The 25,072-nt window shown below is 70.9% G+C and carries 18 protein-coding genes; 7 read left to right on the forward strand and 11 right to left on the reverse strand.

The annotated features are described in order from the left end of the window. Position 1: 1 nt before the first annotated feature. On the reverse strand, positions 2-4,030 hold the full coding sequence (locus tag ACZ61C_RS13130; protein WP_465306153.1) for an AAA domain-containing protein: 4,029 nt from the start codon (positions 4,028-4,030) through the stop codon (positions 2-4). Positions 4,031-4,286: 256 nt separating this feature from the next. Here ACZ61C_RS13130 and ACZ61C_RS13135 point away from each other — a divergent pair, with 256 nt between their 5' ends. Continuing rightward, complete coding sequence (locus ACZ61C_RS13135; RefSeq protein WP_465306155.1) at positions 4,287-6,566, forward strand: helicase-associated domain-containing protein; 2,280 nt, start codon at positions 4,287-4,289, stop codon at positions 6,564-6,566. On the opposite strand, the gene ACZ61C_RS13140 is transcribed toward ACZ61C_RS13135, so the two are convergent. Together ACZ61C_RS13140 and ACZ61C_RS13145 are read right to left on the reverse strand one after the other, a co-directional pair. After that, positions 6,536-7,165 carry a class F sortase gene (locus ACZ61C_RS13140; protein ID WP_465306157.1) on the reverse strand — a complete coding sequence of 210 codons (630 nt, stop codon included), beginning with the start codon at positions 7,163-7,165 and terminating at the stop codon, positions 6,536-6,538. The genes ACZ61C_RS13135 and ACZ61C_RS13140 overlap by 31 nt on opposite strands. Next, positions 7,162-7,638: an excalibur calcium-binding domain-containing protein gene (locus tag ACZ61C_RS13145; protein ID WP_465306159.1), complete on the reverse strand. Its 477-nt coding sequence runs from the start codon at positions 7,636-7,638 to the stop codon at positions 7,162-7,164. The genes ACZ61C_RS13140 and ACZ61C_RS13145 overlap by 4 nt, the downstream gene beginning before the upstream one ends. Before the next feature lie 260 nt (positions 7,639-7,898). On the opposite strand from ACZ61C_RS13145, the gene ACZ61C_RS13150 reads away from it, so the two are divergent. Further along, a complete protein-coding gene (locus ACZ61C_RS13150) occupies positions 7,899-8,525 on the forward strand; it encodes a response regulator (protein WP_465306161.1) in 627 nt (208 codons plus the stop codon). 199 nt (positions 8,526-8,724) lie between these two features. On the opposite strand, the gene ACZ61C_RS13155 is transcribed toward ACZ61C_RS13150, so the two are convergent. The 5 genes from ACZ61C_RS13155 to ACZ61C_RS13175 all read right to left on the reverse strand — a co-directional run bounded on the left by ACZ61C_RS13155 (position 8,725) and on the right by ACZ61C_RS13175 (position 17,214). Then, on the reverse strand, positions 8,725-9,963 hold the full coding sequence (locus ACZ61C_RS13155) for a GAF domain-containing sensor histidine kinase (RefSeq protein ID WP_465307004.1): 1,239 nt from the start codon (positions 9,961-9,963) through the stop codon (positions 8,725-8,727). Between the two features lie 311 nt (positions 9,964-10,274). Beyond that, a complete protein-coding gene (cydD, locus tag ACZ61C_RS13160) occupies positions 10,275-13,496 on the reverse strand; it encodes a thiol reductant ABC exporter subunit CydD (protein WP_465306163.1) in 3,222 nt (1,073 codons plus the stop codon). Continuing rightward, positions 13,493-14,500, reverse strand: a complete 1,008-nt coding sequence (gene cydB, locus ACZ61C_RS13165; RefSeq protein WP_465306165.1) for a cytochrome d ubiquinol oxidase subunit II — start codon at positions 14,498-14,500, stop codon at positions 13,493-13,495. The genes cydD and cydB overlap by 4 nt, the downstream gene beginning before the upstream one ends. Before the next feature lie 201 nt (positions 14,501-14,701). Continuing rightward, positions 14,702-16,174, reverse strand: a complete 1,473-nt coding sequence (locus ACZ61C_RS13170) for a cytochrome ubiquinol oxidase subunit I (protein ID WP_465306167.1) — start codon at positions 16,172-16,174, stop codon at positions 14,702-14,704. A gap of 80 nt (positions 16,175-16,254) precedes the next feature. Beyond that, the gene (locus ACZ61C_RS13175; protein WP_465306169.1) at positions 16,255-17,214 is read right to left on the reverse strand and encodes a S41 family peptidase; all 960 of its coding nucleotides are present in this window, start codon (positions 17,212-17,214) and stop codon (positions 16,255-16,257) included. Positions 17,215-17,399: 185 nt separating this feature from the next. Here ACZ61C_RS13175 and ACZ61C_RS13180 point away from each other — a divergent pair, with 185 nt between their 5' ends. Both ACZ61C_RS13180 and ACZ61C_RS13185 read left to right on the forward strand, forming a co-directional pair. Then, positions 17,400-17,987, forward strand: coding sequence for a TMEM165/GDT1 family protein (locus ACZ61C_RS13180; RefSeq protein ID WP_465307006.1), 588 nt, complete (start codon positions 17,400-17,402; stop codon positions 17,985-17,987). A gap of 121 nt (positions 17,988-18,108) precedes the next feature. Continuing rightward, the gene (locus ACZ61C_RS13185; RefSeq protein WP_465306171.1) at positions 18,109-18,780 is read left to right on the forward strand and encodes a DUF998 domain-containing protein; all 672 of its coding nucleotides are present in this window, start codon (positions 18,109-18,111) and stop codon (positions 18,778-18,780) included. Here the strand turns inward: ACZ61C_RS13185 and ACZ61C_RS13190 are convergent. Continuing rightward, positions 18,777-19,412, reverse strand: a complete 636-nt coding sequence (locus ACZ61C_RS13190; protein ID WP_465306173.1) for an IclR family transcriptional regulator — start codon at positions 19,410-19,412, stop codon at positions 18,777-18,779. The two genes, ACZ61C_RS13185 and ACZ61C_RS13190, sit on opposite strands and share 4 nt — an antisense overlap. Next, positions 19,409-20,263, reverse strand: coding sequence for a hypothetical protein (locus tag ACZ61C_RS13195; RefSeq protein WP_465307008.1), 855 nt, complete (start codon positions 20,261-20,263; stop codon positions 19,409-19,411). Before ACZ61C_RS13195 ends, ACZ61C_RS13190 begins: the two co-directional genes overlap by 4 nt. Positions 20,264-20,348: 85 nt before the next feature. Here ACZ61C_RS13195 and ACZ61C_RS13200 point away from each other — a divergent pair, with 85 nt between their 5' ends. The 3 genes from ACZ61C_RS13200 (at position 20,349) to ACZ61C_RS13210 (ending at position 24,147) form a co-directional block, all read left to right on the forward strand. After that, the gene (locus tag ACZ61C_RS13200; RefSeq protein WP_465306175.1) at positions 20,349-21,521 is read left to right on the forward strand and encodes a homogentisate 1,2-dioxygenase domain-containing protein; all 1,173 of its coding nucleotides are present in this window, start codon (positions 20,349-20,351) and stop codon (positions 21,519-21,521) included. Positions 21,522-21,599: 78 nt separating this feature from the next. Then, the gene (locus ACZ61C_RS13205) at positions 21,600-23,408 is read left to right on the forward strand and encodes a substrate-binding and vWA domain-containing protein (RefSeq protein ID WP_465306177.1); all 1,809 of its coding nucleotides are present in this window, start codon (positions 21,600-21,602) and stop codon (positions 23,406-23,408) included. Between the two features lies 1 nt (position 23,409). Next, the gene (locus ACZ61C_RS13210) at positions 23,410-24,147 is read left to right on the forward strand and encodes a hypothetical protein (protein WP_465306179.1); all 738 of its coding nucleotides are present in this window, start codon (positions 23,410-23,412) and stop codon (positions 24,145-24,147) included. On the opposite strand, the gene ACZ61C_RS13215 is transcribed toward ACZ61C_RS13210, so the two are convergent. Beyond that, positions 24,144-25,040, reverse strand: coding sequence for a LysR family transcriptional regulator (locus ACZ61C_RS13215; protein ID WP_465306181.1), 897 nt, complete (start codon positions 25,038-25,040; stop codon positions 24,144-24,146). The genes ACZ61C_RS13210 and ACZ61C_RS13215 overlap by 4 nt on opposite strands. Positions 25,041-25,072: the final 32 nt, after the last annotated feature.

Genomic DNA, 25,072 nt, shown 5'->3' on the forward strand with positions numbered 1-25,072 from the left:
ATCAGTTCTCCTCTTTGTCGGCGAGGTGCTGCGCGATCTCGATGGCCCGGCTCAGTGCCGCGACGATGCGCGGTCCACGGCGTTGGAAGCCCAGCTCGGCCATCACCTGCCGGAGCCGTTCATCGCGGTCGAGCAGCAGTCCGTCGCTCATGTGCCAGCGGCAGATCTCGATGAGCTGCCGCTCGCTGTACTCCTGGATCTGCAGTCCGGCCGGGACCCGGGGTCGTGGTCCTCGCACGGCGGCAGGCGGCGGGGCCGCGGGAAGGGGTCGTGGCGCCGGTTCCGGCACGGCAGCCGGTGCCGCGTCGGCCGCTGCCATCGCCTGGTGCCAGGCCACGACGATGTTGTCGGCCTCCTGCGCCGGGTTCGCGAACCACGCCGAAGACCAGACGCGGTGGAACCGCCAGCCGAGGTTCTCCAGGTGCGCCTGGCGGAGCCGGTCTCGATCGCGGGCGCTGTGAGACTGGTGATAACGGTGTCCATCGGCCTCCACAGCGAGCACCATCCGCCCCGGGTGGTCCCGGTGCTCGAGAGCGAAGTCGATGCGATAACCCGAGAATCCCCACTGCGGGTGAACCGGGACACCCCGTTCGACGAGTGCGTCGCGAATCGAACTCTCGAACCCGTTCAAAGGCAGGTCGTCGGGCCGGCCGACGTGGTCTATCTGGAGGTGGGTCGCGAAATCCAGGTAACGGCGAAGCAGCTCGGTCCCGGTGACTTCGTCCGACGGCGTGAGGTCTGCGTGGCTGAACGAAGCCACCACGGTCATCCGCCGTTTCGCACGGGTCACGGCGACGTTGACACGCCGCTCGCTGTCCTTGCGGTTCAGGATGCCGAACGCCGTGCGGTTGATCTTGCCCGCCGCTGTCCGGGCGACACCGACGGTGAGGATGATCGCGTCCCGCTCGTCACCCTGGACGCTCTCCAGGTTCTTGACGAAGAAGCGGCGACCCAGCTCCTGCTCGTCGGAGAAGAATTCGTCGAGGTCGGGTTGCTCCCGGCGCGCCTGCGTCAGGCGCTGTTCGACCCGGGCCTGGTGCTTGACGCCGGGGGTGATGACACCGAGGCTCTCGTGGGGCCGGTTCCGGGCGTGCTCCATGATCAGCTCGACAACACGATCGACTTCCGCCGGAGCGGAGCCGTTCTGCCCGGGTGATGCCTCGCCGTCGACGGTGACGAGCGTGACCGGGGTATCCCGCTGTGCGCCGGGAAACGTCACGAGGTTGTCGCGGTAGATCTCCCGGTTCGAGAACGCGATCAGCCGTTCGTCCGTACTCCGGTAGTGCCAGCGCAGCATCTCGGTGGCCGGCATGATCGGCCGCAAAGCGGTCAGGATCGATTCGTAGTCCGAGAGGTCGCCTTCGTCTTCGTCGTCCTCTTCGTCGATCGAGATGGCGCGGTCGAAGAAGTTCGACGGCGGCAGCTGCTTCTCGTCCCCGGCAACCACGAGCCGGTCACCACGCATGATCGACGTGATGGCGTCGTGGGGCCGGATCTGGCTCGCCTCGTCGAAGATCACCAGGTCGAAGAGCCGCTCGGCGGGCAGCATCCGGCTCACCACCAACGGCGACATCGCCCAGCACGGCCGCAGCGAAAGCAGCACGTCCGGGGCCTTCTCGACGAGCTTCCGAGTCGGCATGTGCCGGGTCTTCAGGCTCGCCTGCTTCTTCAGGATCTGCGCCTGGTCCGGGTAGGTGTCCTGGGCTTCGCGAGCGCGCCTGGCCACCTGCCTGCGGACCCGCCGCGCCGCGGTCGCGAAGTGCTCACGATCCGCCGCGCGGAAGTCGGCCGCGGCGCGGCTCTGCCGCTCGGCAACAAACTGGCCCAGCGCCGGGATCCGAAGCTTGAAGTCGTCTTCGATCGACGTGAGCCAGATGCGTTCGAAAGCCCGCCAGGCGTCGTCGGGCCGCAGGTTCCGGCTCGCGATCTCGGTGAGCAGCGGCTCGAGACCGAGCCGGCGGAACCGATCGAGCAGCTCGTTGAGCCGCGGCATCAGGAACAGCATGTCCTTGTCGTCGGCCAGCGCCTTGAGCCGCTGTTCCACTTCGGGCGCGGGTCCGGAGTCCAGCTCCGGCCACTGGGCCGACATCGCCACCGCCGCGAGCTGCCGGCGGAGCTCGACGTAGTCCCGCACCACGTGGTCCAACCCGATGATCTCGGCGGGAGCGACGTCCTGGCCACCGAGTTCCCGCCATCGCTGCCGTTGCCCGGTCACAGCCGCGAGAGCCGCGTGCAAGGCGGCTTTCTTGACCAGCCCGGCGCGAGACATCGTCCGAAGCTCCTTGACGAGTGCCCGGCGCCTTCCCCACGACAGTTTCTCCGGATACCGCGCTCGCGCCGACCGGTCTCCGGTCGCCTGGACGAAGTCGTCCAGCCGGGTTCCGAAGATTTCCGGTCCGAATGCCTGGACACTCTGGGAGACGCCGTCCAGCAGGTGAAGCACCTGATCCCAGGCGACGAAATCCTGCGGTTGCCGCAGCCCTACCCGCGCCACGAGCCGGTGCATGCCGTGCTGGCTCCGCTTCAGGGTCTGCCCGGCGACCTGATCGAGCTGGACCAGCACCGCTTCAGCCTCGTCCGCGGTCCTGACCTGCGTGTTGCACCAGGGCGTCTCACGACGAAGAATCCGCAGCCCACCGGCTTCCACGAACTCCTGGAGCGACTCCTCGAGGTCGGCGACAACGGCTGCATCGAGTGCACGCAGGTGATTGCCGCGGAAGGCGCCGCGAATGTCCGTGCCCGGCGGCAGGTCGAGCAACCGGCTCCGGACTTCGTACGCGCTCAGGCCCCACGGCTGCCGGCGAGTGTGCAGCTCGTGTGCGTGTTCGAGCAGCCGGTGCCGGGCGCCGAGCAGGCGGCCGTGCAACGCTTCGACGTCGACCGGCGGCTCCTTGGCCACCCGATCCAGGCTGCTGGCCAGCTGCTGGGCGACCTCTCGTTTGTTGATCTTCCGCTGGTGCAGGTCGAACATGAGGCCGTCCAGCTCCACGGCGGCCAGCCGGTTGAGGACGGCCTCGATCGCCGCTCGCTTCTCGGCGACGAACAGCACCTTCTTGCCCGTCGCCGCGGCTCCGGCGATGATGTTCGCGATCGTCTGGCTCTTCCCGGTTCCGGGCGGCCCCTCGATGAAGACGTGCCGGCCGGACAGAGCGGTCATGATCGCCCGGTGCTGCGAGGAGTCTGCGTCCTGGACCAGGAACTCGTCGGCGGGCCGCACCGAGTCGACCGCGGGCGGGGTGTACTCGCCCGCTCCGGCGAGGGACTCGTGTGCCGGTGCGAACCCGGCCATGGCCGCGACCAGGTCGTGTGAGGCCAGCAGTTCGGTCGCGCTGGCCAGATCTTCCACCATCGGCAGCTTCTCGTAGTTGAAGGTGCCGACCACTACGGCCGGCTCCAGCTGCAGCTCGATCCCGTGCACCGCCGCGACCTCGGCGAGCCGGGCGTGCGCCAGCTCCACCTGGGTCGTGTGGTCCGGCGTCCCGTCGATCACCTGCGTCAGCCGGTCGGCCAGTCCCTCGCTGTCGACTCCGTGCTGCTCGTTGAGCGCGTGCAGCAGGACGGGGTTGAGCTCCGGTTCGTCGGTGAGCTCGAGCGTGTAGTCGCTTTCCGAAGTCGTCCTCGTCTTGAGCACGACCGGCCGGAGCAGGAGAGGCGCCCGCAACGCCTGCACCGGCACCGCGCCACGCCGCTGGCCGGGAGTGGTGCGAACCAGCCCGAACGCGACGTGGCCGACGTCGACACCCTGCTCTTCTTCGAAGAGCTGGATCCGCCTGCCGAGGCTCTTCGCCCGGCTGCAGGCGTCCTTGAGCTTCTCGGCCTCTGGTACCAGCTTGCTCAGCCGGACCTTGCCGCCCGCTATGAGCTCCGCCAAGGCCGCGGGCTCGGCCGTCGTCAGATCGAGGCAGCCCTGCTTGGTGTTCTTGAAAAAGAGAAGAGTGTTGCGGTAGCTCAGATCGATGAGGTTGCGTCGCCATTCGGCCGCTTTCGCGGCCACGGCGTCAACGCGGCCGGTGTCCAGCTGCGCGGTCATCCTGCGTCCCCTCGCCAGAACGGTGTGCTCGACCAGACGTGACCAGCACGTGAGGGCCCGCCGTTCTGAGACGAGCCCTCCAGCATGCCAGAAGATCTTTCCGAACGGAATTCACTCGATCGGTGGATGTCACGCATGCTCGCCCCTCGCTCCTTTTCCGGCTCCCGGGCAGAGATCGTTTACCGGGACACGCCTGTCACGACTTGGCGGCCAAACCACCCGGATGGCCGCACGAGACGTGATCTAGCCTGGTCCGATGACCACCGCCGACGAACTGCTCGGCAGGCTCGCGGGCCTCGACCGGGCCGGGCTGGCGAAAGTGCTGGCCCACCGGCCGGACGTGCTCCAGGAGCCGTGGCCGCGCCGGCTCGACGTCGTCGCGGCGCGGCTGGCCGAGCCCGAGTCCGTGGACGAAGCCGTGCTCGGGTTGCCGCTGCCACACGTCCAGGTTCTGCGAGCCTTCCAGGTCTGCCACGCGATCGGGCCGGCGTCCGTCGCCGACGTCGCGCGGCTGCTCGGCACCGGTCCCGGCACCGTCGAGTCCTTTGTGGACGATCTGGCCGAGCGGGCGCTGGTGTGGCGCGACGACTCCGGCGACGTGGTCCTGCCGGACCTGCTGCAGCGCACCAGCTTCCAGGCCGAAGGGCTCGGCCCGCCGCTGGCCGACCTGCTCGAGGAGCTCGGCCGGGCCCGGATCGGGCAGCTGTCACGGGCCCTCGGTCTGCCGGACGGCCGCCCGGAGCTCCTCCGGTTCTTCCGCGACGGCGACCGCGTCTGCGAGCTGTTCGCCACGGCGCCGGAGCCGACGCGGAAACTGTTGCGGGACATGGCCGGCGGCGTCCCCGAGGTCGAGGGGATGACGCCGTTCGACGGCACCGGGACCTGGGCGTTCGACCACGGTTTCCTCTTCGGCACCTACTACGGCAGCACGGCGATGCCGCTCGAGGTGGCGCTGGCGCTGCGCGGCCCGGACCACCAGCTGCCGTTCACGCCCGACGAGCCGCAGTGTCCCGTCACGCAAAGCGGCGCCGACGCGGTCGAAGCCCTCTCGTCGGCCGCCGCGCTGCGGTTCCTCGACCGCGTCTCGGCGATCCTCGACCTGGCCGCCGCGGAGCCGTTGCCGCTGCTCAAGGACGGCACGATCGGGACCCGGCTGGTCAAGAAGCTCGCCAAGGACACCGGGGGCACGCCGGGCGAGATCGAGCTGGCCGTCGACCTCGCCGCGCAGGCCGGGCTGCTGGTGGCCGACGAGCCGCCGATCCTGCGTCGCGGCCAGAAGGCGCCGCCGCCCACGCTCGCGCCGAGTCCCGGCCTCGCCCGGCCCGCGCCCGCACTGCTCTACCGGTTGCTGCTGAGCACCTGGTGGGAGCTGCCCACCTACGAGACCGACGTCGCGACGCTGGTGCGCCACGCCGTCGTGCGGCTGCTGGCGCGGCTCGAACCGGGCGGCGCGATCACCGACACCGGCGAGCTCACCCGGCTCGCCCGGTGGCACGCGCCGATGCTGCCGACCGAAGACTTCGCCGGGCACATCGAGGACGCCGTGGCCGACGCCGAGCTCCTGGGGGTCGTCGCGCACGGCGCCGTCACCGCCGCCGGACGCGCCCTGCTCTCGGAAGAGCGGTTCGTCGAGGTCACCGACGAGCTGGTGGCCCGCGCGCGGACGACTGCGTTGTTCGGCACCGACCTGACCGCGATCGTCCCCGGCTCCCCCGACGCGCGGCTCGCGGCGCTGCTGGACCGCGTCGCCGACCGCGAGGCCCAGGGCGCCGCGACCAGCTGGCGGTTCGCGCCGTCGACGGTCCGGCGCGCGTTCGACCAGGGCGCGACGGCCGCCGAGCTGCTCGACGAGCTGGCCGCGATCGCCACCGGCGAGCTGCCGCAACCGCTGGTGTACCTGGTCAACGACGTCGCGCGGCGGCACGGTGAGGCGCAGGTGCTCGACGTCGCGAGTGTCGTGGTCGGTGAACCCGCGGTGCTCGCCGAGCTGGCCGCGCACCGCAAGCTCGGCAAACTCGGTTTGCGCTCGGTGGCGCCGACTGTTCTGACGTCCACTGTGGACGCGTCCGGCACGCTCGAGGCGTTGCGCGAAGCCGGTTATGCGCCGACGCGGCACGCGGCCGACGGCAGCATCGTGCTCCCCGCGCGGGAGCAGGCCGAGCCCGAGGTCGTCGTCCGCGACGCCGAGCCCGCCGACGGGCCGCCCGATCCCCTCGACCACGCCGACCGGCTGCTGGCGGCCCCGGCGATCGGCCCGGGCCTGCTGCGCGGGCAGCTCGCGCGGGTGTTGAGCGACCGGTACGCGGGCCGGCTCACCCCCGCCCAGCAGCAGCTGTGCCGGCAGCTCGAAGCCGGGCTCCCGGCGGAAGTCGGCTACCGCGCGGACGGCGGCGAGCCCACGCGGCTGGTGATCGCGCACCCGGAGCTCGACGGCGACGTCCTGGACGTCTGGTCGCTCGGCGACCGCGCGTACCGCCGGCTGGCGGTGGCGCGGATCGACCTCACTCAGGCTTCGACGGCGGTGAGCCGCGCGTAGACCACGACGTTGTCGAGGTAGTTGCCGCTCGACCGGTCGAACTCCCCGCCGCAGGTGATGAGCCGCAGCTCGGGATCGGCTGTGTCGCCGTACACCTGCTCCGTCGGGAAGCCGGCCTTCGCGTAGCGGTCGACGCGGTAGACGGTGAAGACCGTCGTCCGGCCGTCCGCGAGGCCGACGCGCACCTCTTCGCCGTCGTGCAGCTCCTTCAGCCGGGAGAAAGCGCCGGGCACGTGTTTGTAGTCGACGTGCGCGGCCAGCACCGCCGGGCCGACCTCGCCGGGCGACGGCGCGCCGGTGAACCAGCCGACCGTCTTGGCGTCGCCGGGGACTTCGAGCTCCCCTTGCGGGGTCAGGCCGAGGTCCTTGAGGCCCTGGGCCGCGACGCCGATCGCCGGGATGGTCAAGGACGCGGGTTTCGCGGCCGGCAGCCCGGTTTGCGTCGTGACCGCCGACGTCTGCGATGGGACGGTGACCGGTACGGGCTCCGGCAGCCGCGCCGGCGGCGTCGAGAACGCGAAGATGAGGGCGACGACCACAACCGCGCCGAACGCGGCGACGACCGCCGCGACCGCGGGCCACAGGCGCGGATGCCTCAACTCGGCCGCCGGCGCAGGTAGAGCACCATCCCGCCGGACGCCGCCGCGGCGAGCAGGGTGCCGCTGAGCACGAGGAAGGCCGGCGCGCCGTCGTCGGGCTCACCGCCGCCGGTGGCGACGCCGCCGACCGGCTTGACCTTGACCTGGCCGCCGGTGGTGGCGGGCTTCTTGGTGGCGGTCGACTTCGGGACCGTGTGGGTCTTCGTGGTGGTCGACGGCTTTTCGGAGGTCGCGGTGGTGCTCTGCTGGCCGCGGTGCGGGAGCTTCTCGCAGGCGATGCCGTCTTTGTCGTCGTCCAGGTGGTTGGGGTCGCCCGGCGTTGCGTCGAGGACGGCCTGGGCCTCCTCCTGGTAGGTGAAGTCCGAGCAGTTCTTGTCCCCGGCCGGGGCGGCGGAGGCGAAGGGGACGGGGCCGAGGAGAGCGAGCCCGGCAACGGCGGCAGCCGTCGTCAGGGCGCGACGAAACAAGGACACCGGAAGTCCTTTCGAGGGAAGAATCGGGGATGAACGCGGCGGTTGGTGCCGCGATTGCGTGGTTACTATCGTGACGCCGTCGAGGCTGTTACGGACTATTCCGGAATTTCGGAAATGCCAGCACCCAACGAAAAACGAGCCGTTTCGTGATTCTTCCCCAGTGGCCCTTGACCTGCGGAATCAGCGCCGGAAATACGTACCGGTGAGAATGTTACGGGTCCGCGGTCACACGTTGGGGTAGTACCCCGTAACCTCGGGGTATGCCGATCCAGGTGCTGCTCGTCGACGACCACGAGGTGGTCCGCCGCGGACTTCGCGACCTTCTCGGCGACGAGCCGGACATCGAGGTCGTCGCCGAAGCCAGCAGCGTCGAAGAGGCGCTCGCGGTGGCGATGCACGTCGAGCCGGAGGTCGCGGTGGTCGACGTCCGCCTCGGCGACGGTGACGGCGTCACGCTCTGCCGCGAGCTGCGGTCCAAGCCGAACCCGCCGGCCTGCCTGATGCTCACCGCGTTCGACGACGAGGAGGCGATGGTCGGCGCGATCATGGCCGGCGCCGCGGGTTACCTGCTGAAACAGGTGCGCGGGCAGGACGTCGTGAACGCGGTCCGCGAGGTCGCGGCCGGCCGGTCGCTGCTCGACCCGGTGAGCACCGCGCGGGTGCTGGACAAGATGCGGCACCCGCCGACGGACGAGCTGGCGACGTTGACCGAGCGCGAGCGGGACGTGCTGGAGCTGATCGGCCAGGGCCTGTCGAACCGCGAGATCGCCGAGCGGCTGTTCCTCGCCGAGAAGACGGTCAAGAACTACGTCACGTCGGTGCTGGCGAAGCTCGGCATGCAGCGTCGCACGCAGGCCGCCGCGTGGATCGCGCGCCGGGAGAAGTGACTCCGCGCGACGATCACGTCCGCAAGCCGCCGTTCGCTGCGTCCTTTTCAGCCGTCGTCACGGACCGCCATCTCGATCATCGGTAAACCGAGGCTAGATTCACTCGAACGTGAGTCGAATATATGTTCGACAATTCGGTAAGATCCTTCCCGAGGGCGAGGAAGGGAGGCTTGGATGACCCGAGAAGGGTGAGGCCGAGTCAGTCGAGAGGCAGGTCGAACGCGACGAGCGTGCCGAGACTGGGCGAGGAGTTCAGGAAGAACTTCCCGCCCGCGGCGTCCGCGCGTTCGGCGAGATGACGCAGGCCACGGGTGGCGACGCCTTGGGGGACACCGGAACCGTTGTCGCGGACACGGAGTTTCACGCCGCCGGAGTCCCTGGTCAGTGTCACGCGGGTTTCGCTGGCCCCGGAGTGTCTGACCACATTGGACAGTGCTTCGCGCAGAGCGGCCCGGATGTGGTCGGCCCGTTCCGCGGGGACGTCGGCGAATTCGCCGGACAGTTCCAAGGTCGGTGGGTAACCGAGAAGCTCACCGGCGATCCGGACCTCGCCGCGCGCCGACTCGGCGAGGTCGGTGGGCGTGCCGGTGTCGTGGCGAGGCTCCGGCGACCGCAGTGCGCGCACGGTGCCCCGGATCTCCTCGATGGTCTGGTCCAGCTGGTCGATCGCGTCGGACAGCCGCGCGCCATCGGCCTGGGCGAACCGCTTGCGCATGTTGCGCCGAACCCGGTCCAGCTGCATCCCGGCGCCGTAGAGCCGCTGCACGATGACGTCGTGGAGCTCGCGGGCAATGCGTTCGCGCTCTTCGTAGAGAGCGACGCGGTGACGAGCATTGGCGCCTTCGGCGAGGGCCAGGACGACCCCGGCTTGAGCGGCGAAGGCGACGAGCATCTCGACGGTCCCGGCGGAGAAGGGCTCACGGCCTTGCTTCCGGTAGACGGTCAGCGCCCCGAGAACCCGACCCCCCGACCCGAAGGGCGCGGCGGCGAAGGGGCCGTAGCCGTGGAGTTCGACGGGGACGAAGGGCGCGGTCCGGGGGTCGACGGTGAAGTCGGCACTGGCCACGGGTTCCCCACCCCGAGCAACCCGGCCGGCGGCGGAGTCGGCGGGGAGTGAGAGGCCTCGGAGAGACTCCCCGGCGGCCACGCCCGGCTGGGTGGGCTGCGGCCCGGGAGGCGCACTCGCATCGCCGGGTGTTGGGCTGCCTGCGGCGGATCCGGCGTTCGCGCCCAGCTTGGTGGGCAGCGACCCGGAATCCGGGCTCCCGGTCGCGGCCGCACGCGCGTCGCCGGTTGCCGCGATGCCCGCCGCGGATTCGGCGCTCGCGCCCGGCTTGACGGCCGAGCTCGCGGTCGCACTCGCGTCCCCGGTTGCGGCGCTGCCCGCAGTCTCCCCAGCCTTTGCGGCCGGCTCGCCGCTAGGTGCGGCCGGTTCGATGCCCGGCTGTGCCGCCGAGGTCTCGGCTGGCCGGGTCTCCGCGGACGGATGCGGCGTGGCGTAATACGCGGCCTCGACCACCACCCGGCCGTCGTCGGCGCTCACCATTGCCAAGCCCAGGTCCGCGTCCGCGAGCTCGGCCGCCCTGGCGACGACCGTGTCCAGCACCGCGCCCGGGTCGTCGCCGGACAGGGCGGTGCTCGTGATCTCGGTGGCGGCGGACAGCGCCCGCGCGGCAAGCGTCGGATCCATGAGTTCCGTCATTATCGCGCGGCGGGCGGGCGGCCCGGCAAGCACACGGCGGGAATCGATCACGGCACCGGCACCCGCGCCACCACCCGGCCGTCGCGGACCTCGAGCACCACGTCCGCGTTGTCCGCTTCGTCGGCTCGGTGCGTCACGTGCACCACCGTCCGGCCCGCCAGCGCCTCCCGCAGCTGCGCGCGCACCACCCTCGCCGTCGGCTCGTCGAGGTGCGCGGTGGGCTCGTCGAGCAGCACGAGTCCCGCCGACGGCGCCCCGAGCAACGCCCGCGCCAGCGCGACCCGCTGGGCCTGCCCGCCGGACAGGCCGCTGCCGCCGCTGCCCAGCAGCGTCGCCGGGTCGAGGTTGTCGAGTGCGGCCTGGCGCAACGCCTGCCGCAGCTCGGCTTCGGACGCGGCCGGGCGCGCGAGCCGGAGGTTCTCGGCGACCGTCGTGGCGGCGAGCATCGGCTCCTGCGGCGCCCACGCCACCCCCTCCGGCACGGCAACCGCGCCGCGCCGAGGTGCCAGAAACCCGAGAAGCGCCGCGACGAGCGTCGACTTGCCCGCGCCGCTCGGGCCCACCACCGCGGCATACGTGCCCGGCGCCAGGTCGAGATCAACCTCGCGCAGCACCACCGGACCGTCCGGCCAGCCGAGATCCGCTCCCCGCAGCACCACCCCGGCGCCGCACTCGACCTCGGCCGCGTCAGACGCCGGTGTGTCGGCCAGCCGCTGACGAGCGCGTCGCAAGGTGTCCCAGTGCTGCGCCACCGGCGGGAGCAGCGCCAGCACGTCCGCCACCGCGAGCGGCACCAACGCCAGCACCGGCGCCAAGACCGGGTCGAGCCGTCCGCTCGAGACCGCTTGGGCGGCCAGCGCCGTGCTCACGACCGTCGCCGCGCCGCAGACCAGCGTCACCAGCGCTTCCGCCGCGCCCACGCCGAACGCCTGGCGACGCGCCTGGGTCACCAGCCGGGTGTCGGCGTCCGTCAACGCGCGGCGATGCTCCCTAGCCGTGCCGAAGGCGAGCAGCTCGGCCGCCGCCTCGAACAGCACCAAAACCCTCGACGCCACTTCGCGACGGCCGACCGCCAACACCGAAGTCGCCCGGCGTTCGGCGCGCAAAGCGACCCACGGTGCGCACAACCCCAGCGCCACCGCCGCCGCGAGGGTCAGCCCCGCCGCGGGCAGCACCCACGTCTGGACGGCGATCGCCCCGGCCGCGACCAGCGCGACCACCAGCGGCGGCGACACGACGCGCGGCAGCAGGTCGCGCACGGTGTCGACGTCGGCGACCAGCCGGCGCTGCCCCTCCCCCGCGCGCAGGCTCCGCGCGGGCCCGAGCCGCACCAGCGAGTTCCACAACCGCACTCGCAGCCGGCCGGCGATGCGGAACGCGGCGTCGTGCGTGACCAGCCGTTCGACGTACCTGAGCCCGGCGCGGCCGAGCCCGAACGCGCGCACGCCGACCACGGCGACCGTCAGGGTCAGGATCGGCGGCTGTTGCGACGCCTTGGCGATGAGCCAGCCCGACGTCGCGGTCAGCGCCACCCCGGCCAGCAACGCCACCGCACCCAGCACGGCGCCGCCGAAAAGCCGTCCGTCAAGGAGCGCGCGCCACTTCAGCGGCGCACTCGAAACGTCCTCTGTGGACACCTCAGCGGTGACCGCGTCGGAAGTCGACATATCGACCGCAGTCGTGCGTTCGTGGGCCGCGATGACCGCCGCGGCGCCGTTGTCGACGGCGCGCTGCACCGCGTCGAGCACCAGGCGCGCGCTCGTTTCGTCGAGGTGTGCCGTCGGCTCGTCGAGCAGCAGCAGCCAGGCGCCGTCGTGCACCCGCTGCAACGCGCGAGCGACGGCGACGCGCTGACGTTGTCCCAGCGAAAGCTTCGCCACCGGCCGGTCCGCGAGCCCGGCCAGGCCGAGTTCGGCGAGCACCGTGTCCGAACCGGCTTCTTCGCGGACCGTGCCGCCGGCGAACACCGGCGACTGCGGCACCCACGCGACCTGGTCGCGCCAGCGCGCGAGGTCGGCGTCGGCGAGGTCGGTCGAGCCGACCGTGATGACGCCGTCGTGCGCCGGGACAAAACCGAGCAGCGCCGAGAGCGTGGTCGACTTGCCGCCGCCGCTCGGCGCGCGGAGCCAGACCGTCTCGCCGGGACGGACCGCGAACGTCTCGCCGTCCGGCGCGAAACCGCCACGCCGGGCGACACGCAGGGAAGACACTCGCAGTTCGCCGCGCGAAGGAACCGCGGTGCCGGACGCGGGCGCCGGCGCGGCCAGCAGGTCGGCGACGCGCCGGACCGCTTCGACGCCGTCCTCGCTGGCGTGGAACGCGGCGCCCACCGCGCGCAGCGGCTGGTAGCACTCCGGCGCGAGGATCAGCACGCCCAGCCCGATGGCCAGCGGCAGGTGGCCGCCGACGAGCCGGACGCCGATCACCACGGCGACGAGCGCGACCGACAGCGTCGCGATCAGTTCGAGCACGAACGCCGAGGAGAACGCGACCTTCAACGTCTTGAGCGTCGCGCGGCGGTGGCGTTCGGACAGCCCGCGGACGGTTTCGGCCTGCGCGGCCGCGCGGCGGAACGCGGTCAGCACCGGGAGCACCCGGACGAGCTCCAGCAGCCGGCCGGACATGCGGTGGGTCGCGTCGGTCGCGCCCGCGACGCGCCCGGCCGTGTACTTGCCGACGAGGATCGCGAACATCGGGAGCAGTGGCACCGTCAGCGCCACGATCACCCCCGACGGCCAGTCGGCGAACAGGATCGCCGCGCCGGCGCCGAGCGGCACGACCGCCGCCGTCACCAGGGCGGGGAGGTATTCGCGGAAGTAGGCGTCGAGCGCGTCGAGGCCGCGGGTGGTGAGCGCGGTCAGCTCGCCGTGGCCACGCTGGGCGATCCACTCGGGGCCGAGGCGCAGCGCGTGGTCGACGGCTTTCGCGCGGAGCTCGCGTTGCGCCGTCGCGGCCGCGCGGGCGGAGACCGTGCGCACCGCCCAGCCGGTCAGCGCGCGCGTCGCGACGAGCGCGAGCAGCGCGGCCAGCTGGGCGGTGCGTCCCCCGGAGCCTGCTCCGACGATCGCCGCGAGGACGTCGGTGAGCAGGAACGCCTGGGCCACCAGCGCGGCGGCGTTGAGGAAGGCGAGGAATCCCACCAGGGCCAGCGCTCGGCGCACGGCCGGCACGAGGGCCGGCAATGCGCCGAGCGGGCCCTTTCCCGGCCGCACCGAGTCCGTTGTGGACTCCGAGGCGGGAAGAGGAGCGCGGCCGGGAAGTTCGGTCATGGCGCGTGGACCGCCGGGATGTGCTGGGTGCCGATGCGCTTGCGGAACACCCAGTAGGTCCAGCCCTGGTAGACCAGCACGGCCGGCGCGCCGAAGACGGCGACCCAGGTCATCACGGTCAGCGTGTACGGGCTCGACGCGGCGCCTTCGATCGTGAGCGTGTTGGCGGCGTCGAGCGTCGAGGGCAGGACGTTCGGGAAGAGCGCGCCGAACATCAGCACCGCGGCCCCGGCGATGACCACGCCGAGCGCGGCGAAGGCCTGCCCGTCGCGGTCGGCCCGCAGCCGCAGCCAGGCGACGACCGCAGCGAGAGCACTGATCCCAAACGCGAGCAGTGTCCACAGATTGCCCGCGCGCCACTGCACGACCGACAGGAACGCGACGATCGGCACCATCGCCGCCGGCAGCAGCTTGAGCGCCAGACCGCGAGCGCGTTCCCGCAGTTCACCGCTGGTTTTCAGGGCGAGGAACGCGGCGCCATGGGTGAGCGAGAAGGCGGTGATGGCCACGGCGCCGAGCAGGGTGTCCCACCGGAAGGCGGCGAACGCGGAGCCGACGCGGTTGCCTTCGGCGTCGAGCGGCAGGCCGAGGACGGTGGTCGCGAGGATGAGCCCGACGGCGAGCGGCGGGATCCACGAGCCGGCCATGATCACGCGGTCCCAGGTGCGGCGCCAGCGGTCGGAGTCGACCTTGCCGCGGTATTCGAAGGCGACCCCGCGGCCGATGAGGGCGAGCAGCAGGACGAGAAGCGGCAGGTAGGCGGCCGAAAAGAGGCTCGCGTACCAGGCGGGGAAGGCTGCGAACATGGCACCGCCGGCGACGATGAGCCAGACCTCGTTGCCGTCCCAGACGGGCCCGATGGTGTTGACCATGACGCGGCGTTCGGTGTTGTCGCGCCCGAGGATCGGCAGCAGCATGCCGACGCCGAAGTCGAAGCCTTCGAGGAAGAGGTAGCCGAGCCAGAAGAAGGCGATGACGACGAACCAGACGGTGGCGAGGGTCATCGGGACCCGCCTTTCGCAGAGTGGCCGTGAGTTATCCACATCCGGGCGAGTTGTCCACAGATTTGCTGTGGGTAACCCGCGAGAGTGACCAAGCCGATACGCTGGGTTCGGGGACGCCCCCCGGGAAGGGTGGGGGCTGGTCTGGGGGAGTCTGGGGCTGCTGCACAGCCCCTGATCTGCAGGTTTGGCATTCTGTCCCCCTCAGTACGCGAAGGCGAGTGTGTCGCCGTCGGTCTGGTTGGAGTCCTTTTTCTCCGGGGGCATCACCGCTTCGACGCCGCCGCGGATGTACTTGCGCATCAGGTACAGCTCCACCACTCCCAGCGCTGCGTACACCGTGGTCAGGGCGATCAAGGACGTCCAGACCTCGCCGGTCGTCAGCCGGGACACCGCCTGGGCCGTGAACATCCAGACTCCGTCCACACCGCTCGGGTTGGGGACCACCACGAACGGCTGACGGCCCATCTCCGTGAAGATCCAGCCCGCGCTGTTGCCCAGGAACGGGGTGGCCACGCCGAGCAGCACCAGCAGCGGGAACCAGCGGCCGGTCGGAATCCGGTCTCGGCGCGTCAGCCAAAGGGCCAGGAGACCGATGCCCGCCGAGATCGCGCCGAAGCCGATCATCATGCGGAAGCCCCAGTACGTCACCGGGAGGTTCGGGACGTAGTCGATCGGCTTTCCCGCGAGCGAGCCCAGCGCGGGGTCGTCCGGGTAGTTCGTGCCGTACTTCGCCTGGTACTCCGTGATCAGGTCCTCGACGCCCTTGACCTCGGTCTTGAAGTCGTTGTGCGCCAGGAAGGACAGCAGCGCCGGGACGTTGAACGTCTTGACGTCCTCGCAGTTCGACCCCGTGACGTCGCCGATCGCGATGATCGAGAAGCTCGCCGGCTGTTCGGTGTGGCACAGCGCTTCCGCCGACGCCATCTTCATCGGCTGCTGCTCGAACATCAGCTTGCCCTGCGTGTCCCCGGTGATCGCCAGCACCGCGAACGCCGCGATGCCGACCCAGCCGCCGAGGCGCAGCGACGACCGCCAGACGTCCTGGTTGGTCCGACGCCGCCACAGGTGCCAGCCCGCGATGCCGACCAGGAACGCCGCCGCCACCGAGAACGCGCCGGCCAGGGTGTGCGGGATCGCCGCCAGGGCCGTGTTGTTCGTCAGCACCGCCCAGATCGAGTTCATCGTCGGCTTGCCGTTCTCGAACGTGACGCCGACCGGGTGCTGCATCCACGAGTTCGCGGCCAGGATGAAGTACGCCGACGCCATCGTGGCCAGCGAAAACGCCCACGCGCACGCCAGGTGCACCTTCTTCGGCAGGCGGTCCCAGCCGAAGATCCACAGGCCGAGGAAGGTCGACTCGACGAAGAACGCGACGAGCCCTTCCATCGCGAGCGGCGCGCCGAAGACGTCGCCGACGAAGCGCGAGTACGCGCTCCAGTTCATCCCGAACTGGAACTCCTGCACGATGCCGGTCACCACGCCCATGGCGAAGTTGACCAGCAGCAGCTTGCCCCAGAACTTGGTCATCTTCAGGTGCCGCGGATCGCCGGTGCGGACCCAGCGGGTCTGCATCGCCGCGACCAGGATCGACAGCCCGATGGTCAGCGGGACCATCAGGAAGTGGTAGACGGTGGTGATGCCGAACTGCCACCGCGCTAGCTCAAGGACCTCCACGTGGTCCAGCGTGCTCCGGCGGCCGGGACCCGACCAGTTCAAGTGGTCCCGTTCCGCCCAGGACCAACGTCCTGGGTGAGCTACGAACGGGTGAGTGCGAGCCGCGCCTCGTCGGCGACCGCCCGGCGCGGGCCTTCGTCACCCAGCTCGAGCACGTGCGCGAGCGCCAGCTCGTACGCCGTGTCGAACGCCTGGTCCGCGGCCACCGGGAGGTCCGGGCGGACGCCGACGCCTTCCCAGTTCTCCCCCGTCTCCGGGTGGAGCGACCGCGCGATCGACACGGTCACGTCGAGGTAGGTGTCCACTTTGTACTGCTCACGCGGGTGGGCGCCACCGCGCGTGGCCTCCCCCACCGTCTTCGCGCGGCCCTGCTGCTGCAGGGAGAACGCGAGGTCCTCGCCGCCGGAGAACGTCTTCGGGCCGGTCAGCACCCAGACCGGCTTCGTGCCGCCGAACCGCAGGCCCGGGACGTAGGGCAGGGTCCACATCTGCGTCGTGCGGTGGCCTTCGCGCTCGTAGATGTCGAGGTAGTGGGTCTGCTCGTCGACGAGGTAGGTCTGGAGCAACGCGCTCGTCCCGGGGGTGCCGCCGCGGTTGCGGCGCACGTCCAGCAGCAGCGCGTCAGTGGGCGCGAGCAGGGTCATCGCCGCCGCGATCGCGGGCCCGGCCAGCTCGGGCGGGTAGAGCAGCGTCGTGTCGAGGTATCCGACGTTGCCCGGCAGCCGCCGCACCTCCGCGATGCCGAAACCCTCGAGCTCGGCTTCGATCCGGAACCCCTCGGAGTTCATCGCCTCGTCGCCGTCTTCGGCCACCGGCTCGAGGTGGTGGCGGAGCCGCAGGTGCTGGTCGCCGTTCACCGACTGCAGGTCGGCTGTGACGAGCGTCGCGAATTCGGCGTCACCCAGACCGGCGTACGCGCCATCGCCGAGACGCTGGCGAAGCACCTCCGACAGCTTCGCCGCGACGTCGGGGAACACGTAGTGCTCCTCCAACCGGCGGATGACCTCGTTGACCTGCGCGACACGCGCCTCTGACCCCATGCCCGTCAACCTACCGCAGGGCACAAACCAAAATTCGGCGCACCGAAAAAAATTGTGCGCCCCGGCTGGATGACAAATTCATGACCGCCGATCGGCCGAATTCGCGGAAGCCATCAGCTTGCGATGTTCCGAATCGCCCCTTTATCGTTGCAGTGAAAGGGGCGAAATTACTCATGACTGCCGCGATGGTGGCGTTGATCAGCGCGTTTGGCCTGGTCCTCGCCGTGGAACTGCCGGACAAGACGCTGGTGGCCACCCTGGTGCTGACCACCCGTTTCCGCGGCTGGCCGGTTTTCGCCGGGGTGTGCGCGGCGTTCGCCGTGCAATGTGTCATCGCCGTCGCGTTCGGCAGTGTGCTGACACTGTTGCCGGACCTGGTCCTTTCCCTGGTCGTCGCCGCGATGTTCGGGCTCGGCTCTTTCATGCTCCTTCGCGAGGGATTCCGCGAAGGGGACGAAGCCGGTGACGACGCTTCGCGCGTCGGCCCCACCCCGCTGTCCTTCATGCGCTCCGCGATGACGTCCTTCGGGGTGCTCTTCGCCGCCGAGTGGGGCGACGCCTCCCAGCTCGCGACGGCCAGTCTCGCCGCCCGGATCGGCAACCCCGTCGCGGTCGGCGTTGGCGCCTTCGCCGCGCTCGTCGTGGTCGCCGGTCTGGCCGTCTTCATCGGCGCGAAGATCCGCGACCGGATCCGCCCGAAGCTGATCCAGCGCTGCGCCGGGTTCCTGTTTGCCGGGTTCGCGGCCTTCGCGCTGCTGCAGCTCGCATTCTGAGCACGGAGGCGTACAGCTCCTTCACAGGGTCACGCGGTAACCTTTCGGGAACAAAAGGGTGAGGGCAAGGTGAACACCACCTTGCCCTCAGCCGTGTCCCCGACAGGCCAGGAGAACGCAGGTGACCGCAGTGAAGCCCCGGTCCGCCGCAGTCTCGCCGGTGCACGGCCGGCTGGCGCTCGGCGGGATCGGCCTCGCCGTGGCCATCTCGATCGACCTGCACCTGCGGCTGTCGGGCCAGGTCAGCCCGGTCTGGCAGACGCTGTCGGAGTACGTCTACGGCCGGCTCGGGCACGGCTCGGCCGCGCCGCTGTTCAGCGTGATGTGCCTGGCGCTCTCCCTCGGCTCGGTCGCCCTGCTCGCCGGCATCGCCAAGGCGCACCGGCCGGGCACCACCGCCGTCTGCGTGCTGCTCGGCGTCTGGTCGGCCGGGCTGCTCGTGTGCGGGCTCGTGCCCGTCGACCCGGACGGGCAGGCGCGCACGCTGTCCGGGCAGGTGCACAACATCGCCGCGCTCACGGCGTTCGTCGCGCTGCCCGCCGCCGCGTTCGTGCTGACCAAACGCGGCCGTGAGCGCTGCCCGTGGGAGCCGCGGCGGACGACGATCCGGCGGCTCGCGACAGCGAGCTTCGCCAGCATCGCCGTGGTGCTCGGCGGGTTCGTCATCACGCTCGTCGTCGGGCCCACGCAGCAGGACGTCACGCTGGGCCTGTTCGAGCGCCTGCTGTTCACCATCGACGTCGCCCTGCTGCTGACCATGGTCCGGCCGCTGCTGGCGGTCTCACGCCGCTAAGCGCGCAGGATGTCCGCCAGCCGGACGGCGGCCGCGAGCACCTGCGGGCCCACCTCGGCCGCCTTGAGCGGCTCCATCGAGACGACTCCCACGCTGGCCTTCAGCCCCGGCACCCCGCGCACGGGCGCCGCGACGCCGGACGCGCCCGCTTCGAGCTCGCCGCTCGAGGTCACCCAGCCGTCACCGCCGGGCCGCAGGGTCATCGCCTTGCCGGCCGCGCCCGCACTCAGCGTGTGCCGGCTGCCGACGCGGTAGGCGACGTGGAAGCTCGTCCAGGAGGGCTCGACGACGGCCACCGCAAGCGCTTGCTCCCCCTGCGCGACCGACAGGTGCGCCGTCGCGCCGACCTTCTCGGCCAGCTCGCGCAGCACCGGGCCGGCCGCGTCCCGCAGCTGCGGCAGCACCTGCCCGGCCAGGCGGAGCAGGCCGACGCCGAGCCGCACCTTGGTGCCGTCGCGCCAGACCAGCCCGCGCTCCGACAGCGGCACGAGCAGCCGGTAGACGGCGGCGCGGCTGGCCCCGATGGCCACGGCCAGCTCGGAGATGGTCGCCGCGTCTCCGCCGGCGTCGGCGACCGCCTGCAGCAGCGCCAAGCCCCGGTCGAGCGTCAGCGACCCCTCCCGGCTGGTCACAGCAAGCCGAGTTCGCCCATGTCGGCGACCGGCTGCTCGAACGACGCGGCCGCGTACGACGCGAAGAGCGCCCGGACGGCCTTCGCGGCCTGCTCGGACAACCCGCGAGCCTCGTCGGCCAGCGCTTCGGCGTCGGTCGACTCCAGCGCGCCCCGGACGTCGCCGCCGGAGAGGCTGCGCCCGGAGGCCACCAGCAGGTTGAGGAAGCCGTGGTGCACGAACCCGGTGTCCGGGTCCGTGTGCCGCACCGCGCGGTGCAGGCTGTTCGTCGCCTTGAACGACGCACCGCTGGAGCCGGAGACGACGGCGAGGAAGTCCGCGACCTCGTCGACGTTGGGGAAGTTCTCCCCCGCCTTGCCGCCGCAGCGGATCTTCGGCCAGCTGCCGTGCTCGATCACCTTGCGGACGCCGTCCAGCCAGCCGACGCCGCGGCGCGGCTCGACGACGCGGATGACGTCCTCGGGGACGAACTCCGAGACCCGCTCCAGCCAGACCTCGTCGACGTCCGACGGCGCGGGCATCTCGACCATCCGCAGTGCGAGCAGCTCACTGCGCGACTCGACGATCGAGATCGCCTTCGGCACCCCTCCGAGACCGGTGTCGATGATCAGCGACAGCGGCAGCGGCTGCTTCGGCTTGATCTTGATCAGCTCGGTGATCAGCTCGGGCAGCCGCGAGGCCTGACAGAGAAAAACCCCCAGTACACCCGCGTGTTCGGACTCCCGGCTCGCGAAGTGCGCGCGCAGGGCTTCGGGCATGGCCGCATCGCCGGGAGGGAACAGCGCCGAGTCGTCGACGAGCCTCGCGAACAGGGGAGGAATCCCACGGGGGCCGGGGGGCGTGAGTTCCACAGCGCTTGACACGAATGACACGCTAGTAGCGTACGACATGAGGACAAAATCGTTCGCACAGCGGACGCTTCAGAAGGGGTTGTCGATGCCTTACTACCGGCGGGTAGGCGAGATCCCGCACAAGCGGCACACCGCGTTCCGGAAGCCGGACGGCGGCCTCTACGCCGAGGAGCTGATGGGCGTCGAGGGCTTCTCCGCCGACTCCGCGCTGCTTTACCACCGCGGCCTGCCGACGGCGATCGTCGACGCGGTCGCCGTCGAGGAGGATCGCGGCTCGCTCACGCCGAACCACCCGCTCAAGCCGCGCGCGTTCAAGACCCAGGACCTCAAGTTCGGCGGCGACACCGACGCCGTGACCGACCGGCGGCGGCTGTTCGCCAACAACGACGTCACCATCGGGTTCGTCACGGCGACCGCGCCCAGCCCGCTCTACCGCAACGCGGCCGGCGACGAGCTCTTCTACGTCCACGGCGGCTCCGCGACGGTCGAGACGATCTACGGCAGCCTCGAGGTCGGCGACGGCGACTACCTGGTGATCCCGACGTCGTGCACCTACCGCGTCCTGCCCCACGGCGAGGTCAGCCTCTTCACGCTCGAAGCGCGCGGGCACATCGGGCCGCCGAAGCGGTACCTGTCCGCGAAGGGCCAGTTCCTGGAGCACTCGCCGTACTGCGAGCGCGACGTCCGGGGCCCGTCCGAGCCGCTGCTGGCCGACGGCGAGGACGTCGAGGTGCTCGTGCGCCACCGCGCCGGCCTGACGCGCTACACGTACGCGACGCACCCGTTCGACGTCGTCGGCTGGGACGGCTGCCTCTACCCCTGGGTGTTCAACATCGACGACTTCGAGCCGATCACCGGGCGCGTGCACCAGCCGCCGCCCGTGCACCAGACGTTCGAGGGCCCGAACTTCGTCGTGTGTTCCTTCTGCCCGCGGAAGGTCGACTACCACGAGGACTCGATCCCGGTGCCGTACAACCACGCGAACGTCGACTCCGACGAGCTGATGTTCTACGTGCGCGGCAACTACGAGGCCCGGAAGGGCTCGGGGATCGGCGTCGGCTCGCTCTCGCTGCACCCGTCCGGGTTCACGCACGGCCCGCAGCCGGGCGCGGCGGAGGCGTCGATCGGCGCCGAGTTCTTCGACGAGACCGCGGTCATGGTCGACACCTTCGCGCCGCTGGAGCTCGGTGAGGCCGCCGACGCGTCCGAAGACCCCGGTTACGCGTGGACGTGGTCGCGCCGCGGACCTAAGGGATAGTCAAGTTTCGGAATTACCGTCCCCTTTCCGTTCCGCTGCCGGATAATGGTATTCCGGCGGCGGAACGGGGAGGGTTCGATGATCAATTCCCAACCAGCACGGCGAAAGAGAAAGATTCTCCCGTTCCTGGCCGCGATCGTGGTCGCCGCCGGGCTGATCATCGGAATCCGGGCCTGGACCAGCGGCTCGGGCGACGAGGCGGACGCGCCGAAATGCACCGGCTCGGACGCCATCGCGCTCAACGTCACGTCGTCCCCGGAAAAGGTCGGAATAGTCCAAGAGGCCGCGAAGGCCTACTCCGGACGGAGCGTCGCCGGGCACTGCGTCGACGTCGTCGTGAAGTCGAAGTCGTCGGGCATCGCCATGCAGGCGCTCGCCAACGGCTGGAACGAGGCCACCGACGGGCCGCGCCCCGACGTCTGGACGCCCGCCGCGAGCGGCTGGGTCAACCTGCTGCGCGTCAACGCGAAGGGCGACACCGGGACGATCGTGCCCGACGGTGACCCGCAGTCAATCGCGAACTCGCCGCTGACCGTCGCCATGCCGAAACCGATGGCCGAGGCCCTCGGCTGGCCGGCGAAGCCGATCGGCTGGAAGGACCTCGCCACGCTCGCGACCGACCCGGCGGGCTGGGCCAAGTACGGCCACCCGGAGTGGGGCAAGTTCCGGCTGGGCAAGACGAACCCGAACATCTCGACCGCCGGGCTGAACGCCACCATCGGCGCGTACTACGCGGCCACCGGCACATCGTCCGACCTCACCGCCGCCGCGCTCGAGAAGCCCGAGGCCAAGCAGTTCGTCACGAACATCGAGCAGGCGATCGTGCACTACGGCGACAACACGCTGACGTTCCTGACGAACCTGCAGAAGGCCGACGACCGCGGCGCGGCGCTGTCCTACATCTCGGCGGTGACCGTCGAGGAGAGCTCGCTGATCGGCTACGACCAGGGCAACCCGACGAACGACCCCGCGAAGGTCGGCCAGCACGCGCCGCCGAAGGTGCCGCTCGTCGCGATCTACCCGGCGGACGGCACGCTCAACTCCGACCACCCGTTCGTCACGCTGAACTGGGCCGACCCGACCCGCAAGCAGATCGCCGCGGACTTCCTGAACTACCTGCGCGGGCCGGACGCGCAGCCGAAGTTCCTCAACCTCGGCTTCCGCACCTTCGACGGCAAGCCCGGCCCGCAGGCGACGACGGCCAACGGCGTCCAGGCGGACGCGAAGATCACCTTCCTCCGGCCGCCGGGGCCGTCGGTGCTGTCGAAGCTGCTGACGACGTGGACGGACCTGCGCAAAAAGGCGAACGTGCTGCTCGTCGTCGACGTCTCCGGCTCGATGGGGGAAGAGGCGAAGGGCACCGGCAAGAGCAAGATCGACCTGGCCAAGCAGGCCGCGATCGACGCGCTCGGCCAGTTCGTGCCGCGTGACCAGGTCGGGCTCTGGCAGTTCTCGACCCGCCTCGACGGCGACAAGGACTACCAGGAGCTGGTGCCGGTCCAGGCGCTCGGGACCAGCGGCAAGGAGACCCTCGCGATGCGGCTGAGCGGGCTGACCCCGCAGTCCGGCACGGGGTTGTACGACTCGTCGCTGGCCGCGTACGAGTACATGAAGACGCACGTCGACCCGTCGGCGATCAACGCGGTGGTCGTGCTGACCGACGGCCGCAACGAGGACTCCGGCGGCGTGGACATCGAGCACCTGCTGCCGCAGCTGCGCCCGGAGGGCAACTCGGAGACCGTCCGGCTGTTCACGATCGCCTACGGCGCGGACGCCGACCAGGACGTGCTGAAGCAGATCGCGGAAGCGACCGAAGGATCGGAGTACGACTCGTCCAAACCGGACTCGATCAACCAGGTGTTCACGTCCGTGATCTCCAACTTCTGACATGAAGTTCGCCCGTGAGCTCGCCGAACCGTGGGGACTGCTGTTCGCCGCCACCTCGGCGGGGGTGGCGTGGGCCGTGCAGCTGCCGGTGGTCGCCGCCGTCGGCATCGGCGTGGCGGTGCTCGCGGCTCGCGCGGGGGTGGCTTCGCTGGGTCGTGAGCCGGAGCCGGAACGGCGTGAAGCGCGGGTGCTCGACGTCGTGCCCGGCTCGTCCGAAGCGAACTGGCTGCGCCGAGCCGAGGGCGCGGCCGACGGGTTCGGCTCGCTCAGCGCGTCGCTGGACCCCGGCCCGCTCGCCGACCGCGTCGCGGACATGGAACCGGTGGTCGAGGAAACGCTGACAACGCTCCGGCGGCTGGCCGGCCGCGCCTCGGCCACCGGCAACGCCCTCGCGCGCGTCGACCTCGAGGCTGTGACGCGGGAACGGCGACGGCTGGAGAAGTCGCTGCCATCGGCTCCCGAGGCGGTCCGCGGCGACCTCGAGCAGGCACTGTCGGCGGTCCAGGCCCAGGCCGACGTCCACGCACGACTGTCCGGCGCGCGGGACAAGCTGCTGGCCCAGCTGCAGTCGGGGGCCCTCGGACTGGACAGCCTGGTGGCGAGGGTCGCCGAACTGACGGCGGCGACCACGGACGTCGCGGTGGACACCGGCGCGGTGCGCGAGCTGAGCGACCAGCTGGAGGGCATCCGGCAGGGTGTCCTCGAGACGGAACAGGCGACGCGGAAGTCCCTGGGCTAGTGCGCCCAGCCGGGCCGCCACGCGTCGGCCGCGCGCTCGCCCTTTCCGAGGTGTCTGCACAGGGCCGCCAGCGCGGGGTGTGCGTTGCCTCGGCGCCAAACCAGCGAATGTGGGTACACGGGCGTCGGACGCCCGATCGGGACACGCCGCAGGTCGTGCTCCGCCGGCCAGAGGACTCGGCTTTCGGCCCCGACCAGGGTGGCCACCTTCGCCGACTCCGCGACCGTGTCGAGCACGACCTCGGTGCCGAAGTTCGGCCCGGCGGCATCGATCGACAGCCCGAACGCGGCGGTGAACTCGGCGTAGTAGGCGCCCCATTCGGTTCCGGGCACAACGCCGGGCATCCAGATCCGGTGGCCGGCCAGCTCCGCCAGAGTCACCGAAGTCGCTCCGGCAAGCGGGTGCGCGGGTCCACACAACAGCTGGAGCGGCTCGTCGAACACCCACTGCGCGTCGAGGTCGTCGGGGAGCTCGGCGACAGCGCGGAAAGACGCGTCGATCGAGCCGTCCTGGATCGCGGTGATCGCGGTGTCGAACAGCGTGACGACCTCCAGCGCGACGTCCGGATGAGCCTCGTGGAACCCGCGCAGGAGCGCCGCCGGGCACAGCCGCCGGCCGATGACGTCGACCCGGAGCGGTCCGGTGCGGACTGAGGCGAGTGCTCGCGCCTCGGCGGAGAGCAGCTCGCGGGCGTGCGGCAAGAAGGCCGCACCCTCACGAGTGAGCACGGCTCCGCGCGCGGTGCGCGTGAACAACCGCGCCCCAAGCGACTTCTCCAACGCGGCGATGCGCTTCGACACGGCTTGCTGCGTGATCGAGAGGTCAGCCGCGGCGTCCTGGAACCGCCCTGCCTCCACAGCGGTGACGAAGGTGCGCACGGCAACGAGGTCCACAGCGGACGACTCTAGGGCGTGTCCGACGAAGG

The organism is Amycolatopsis sp. NPDC104587 (assembly GCF_055583645.1).